4 protein-coding genes (1 of these 4 running past the window's edge) are annotated in these 2332 nt (G+C 48.3%); all 4 read left to right on the top strand.

Annotated features, from left to right (window positions below; translation table 11 throughout):
• The first annotated feature begins 59 nt into the window (after positions 1–59).
• Tightly spaced (at most 22 nt apart), the 4 genes in view from L654_RS0122135 to L654_RS0122120 form a layout consistent with a single transcriptional unit that may run on beyond the window.
• Positions 60–692 carry a phage virion morphogenesis protein gene (locus L654_RS0122135; protein ID WP_024609067.1) on the top strand — a complete coding sequence of 211 codons (633 nt, stop codon included), beginning with the start codon at positions 60–62 and terminating at the stop codon, positions 690–692.
• Positions 693–714: 22 nt separating this feature from the next.
• Entirely contained in the window at positions 715–1815 is a 1101-nt protein-coding gene (locus tag L654_RS0122130; RefSeq protein ID WP_024609066.1) for a DUF2586 domain-containing protein, read from the top strand.
• Positions 1816–1823: 8 nt separating this feature from the next.
• On the top strand, positions 1824–2273 hold the full coding sequence (locus L654_RS0122125) for a phage protein (RefSeq protein ID WP_002960021.1): 450 nt from the start codon (positions 1824–1826) through the stop codon (positions 2271–2273).
• Positions 2273–2332, top strand: partial view of a hypothetical protein gene (locus tag L654_RS0122120; RefSeq protein WP_024609065.1) — the beginning only. 564 nt of this gene lie beyond the right edge of the window; only the first 60 of its 624 coding nucleotides appear in the window; its start codon is at positions 2273–2275; the stop codon falls past the right edge of the window. Before L654_RS0122125 ends, L654_RS0122120 begins: the two co-directional genes overlap by 1 nt.

Here is a 2332-nt window from a genome sequence, read left to right as displayed (position 1 = left end):
CTTTGGCGAGCAAAGCCTATGGATAGCCGAAGCGTTTACGCTTGAAGGCCAAGTAAGCCGTGCTTAATCTCAAGTTTGATGAAGGCCGCAGCAAAGAGCAGCTAGCGTTTTTACAGCTCAAGCCACAAAAGCGCCGCAACATATTGCGCAGCGCAATACGTGCAGCAAACAAAAGCAGTAAAGAGCGGATCACCAGGCAAAGTGATTTAGCGGGTAAAAGGTGGCAAGGCCGCGCCAACGGCAAAAAAAAGAAAATGCTAACAAAGCTAAAGCGCAACATGAAAGTGCGCTACGGCGCAAATAGCGCAAGCGTATATTTTAAAGGTGGCAACAGCGGAAAAATAGCCCGCGCCCACCAAGAGGGCATAAGCCTAGATGCAGGTAAGCCCAAAAGCAGTGCCGCACAAAATAAAGAAGGCCCAGCCACGCGCAACTTAGCCAGAGCATTAATAAGCGAGGGTTACAAAATACCGCGCGGCAAAGGCAAGGGCAGCAAGCGACCAAGTATTAAATGGATAACAAACAATTTAAGTATTAACCAAGCAGGGTTTTTACTGCGCGAATTAAAGGGCAGCTCAGGCAAGGGCGCATGGAAAATTGATTTACCGGCCCGCTCCTTTTTGGGGCAAACAATGGCCGAACAAAAAGAGCAAATGAATTTTATTTTAAACAAAGCTATGCAAGTGGCGTAGCGCAAGCAAAAAAGGAACGACCATGGCACAAGGTAAAGTATCCGTTGCCGCCATTCAAACAGGCAGTGGCGCTACAAAACAGGTAGAACGCACCGTATTGTTCATCGGCCAAGCAGCCGAAAACAACGGCAAAATTCTACCCATTAATGCACAAAGCGACTTTGATGCTGAGTTTGGCGTAGCCGACTCACCGTTAAAAACCCAAGTTAAAGCATGGCAGCGCAACGGCGACGACCTAGTAAGTGGTTATGCAATAGCGCACGCAATCGACGCCGACGTAATGGCACTTATTGACGAAGCAATGGATCAAGACGTAAGTCCCGAAATCATTGTTATTTGTACGCCCGTAACAGGCAAAGCAGAAGTAGAAAGCTACCAAGCAAAAGCGCTTGAAATACTATCAAGCCTTGCGCGTCGCGTACGCTTTTTAGTAGCGGCGCCTGGGCTAACCGAACTACAAAATTGGTCTGATTTAGTAACGGCATTACAGCCAATAACCGAAGGCGTAGTAGCACCGCAAACAGCTGTTGTTCCTTTATTATTTGGCGACGAGCTAGGCGCAGTAACTGGGCGTTTATGTAAAAGCGCAGTCACTATTGCAGATAGCCCAATGCGCGTACTTACGGGTGCAATGTCACTAATGCCGCATCCAGAAGATGCCGCAGGCAAACCGCTAACCAACTCAACCACAGCCGCACTCGACGCACTGCGCTTTAGTTGCACACAGTTTTACCCAGACTTCGACGGCACATATTTTGGCGACGTAAACATGCTAGATGCCGAAGGCGGCGACTTTCAGCAAATCGAAACAGGCCGCATTGTCGACAAGGCCGCACGCGACGTGCGCATTATTGCCATTCAAAACATTAAAAACCGCCGCCTAAACAACAGTGCCAGTGGCATTGAATTTGGCAAGCGCATTATGGGCAAACCGCTACGCGAAATGGCGCGCTCAATTAACATTGGTGCCGACAAGTTCCCGGGCCTAATCGACACGCCAAAAGACGACAGCATCAGCCTAACGTTTATGAACGCAACCACATTGCAAGTCGTTCTCAAAGTTAAGCCAATCGATTCACCCAACACCATCATAGTTGGCATCATGTTAGATAACGCAGAGTAGGAGCGAACATGCAAAAAGTACTAGGCGGTAAAGACTTCGATATTTTCATTGGTAACTCAATGGTGCACGTAATCGAAGCAACCGTAAAAATCACTGACGGCCGCACAGTTAAAAAAGTGCGTGGCGTACCAAAAGGCTTTATCGACGGCGACGTAGAAGGCGAAGTAACCCTAAAGCTCGACCACGAAAACTGGCTAATTGTGCAAGCGCAAGCGGCAAAGGCAGGTAGCTGGAAAGGCATTGAGCCGTTCGACGTAGCATTTAACGCCGAAGTAGCAGCAGGCAAAAAGAACATTGAAGCGTTTGGCTGCCTACCGCAACTAGACGAAATTTTAAACATTAAAGCCGACGGCGGCGAAGAAGACACAACATCAATTAAGTGTCCGATCACCAGTCCCGACTTTGTAAAAATCAACGGCGTGCCGTACCTAACATCTGACGAAGTGAGAGACTTGTAATGACCAAAGCCATTCGCAAACTAACTGCCGCAACATTGCTTAGCACTTTAAAGGCCTGC

Origin of the sequence: Pseudoalteromonas sp. TAB23 (assembly GCF_000498075.1) — a bacterium.
Lineage (GTDB): Bacteria > Pseudomonadota > Gammaproteobacteria > Enterobacterales > Alteromonadaceae > Pseudoalteromonas > Pseudoalteromonas arctica.
The sequence above is the reverse complement of the archived record's forward strand: the minus strand, read 5'-3'. Positions and strand labels throughout refer to the sequence as shown.